Source organism: Pseudoalteromonas aliena (genome assembly GCF_038155085.1).
Classification (GTDB): Bacteria; Pseudomonadota; Gammaproteobacteria; order Enterobacterales; family Alteromonadaceae; genus Pseudoalteromonas; species Pseudoalteromonas aliena_A.
Genome location: NZ_JBAKAU010000094.1, coordinates 1 through 237 on the forward strand (window position 1 = coordinate 1; position 237 = coordinate 237).

Here is a 237-nt window from a genome sequence, read left to right on the forward strand (position 1 = left end):
GAAAACGTTAACGAATTAAATGCAAACGGTGAAACACCTGTAGTAGTTATACCTGCTGGTAAGTTCAAGATGGGTGATAATAACGGCAATGGTATAGCTAATGAACGCCCTGTAGTTGAAAAAGTAATAGCGAATTCTTTTGCTAAGCAAAGTAAGGAAGTTACTGTTGGTGCTTACGAAAAATATATATCCAATACCGTATATAAGACGCAAGCAGAGCAGAGTAAAGGGTGAGCA

The 237-nt window shown here is 38.0% G+C and carries 1 protein-coding gene; it reads left to right on the forward strand.

Annotation, left to right across the window (positions count from 1 at the left end; all coding sequences use genetic code 11):
• The coding region (locus tag V6260_RS18675; RefSeq protein WP_341595580.1) for an SUMF1/EgtB/PvdO family nonheme iron enzyme at nt 1–234 on the forward strand (234 nt) is incomplete at its 5' end.
• Between the last annotated feature and the right edge of the window lie 3 nt (nt 235–237).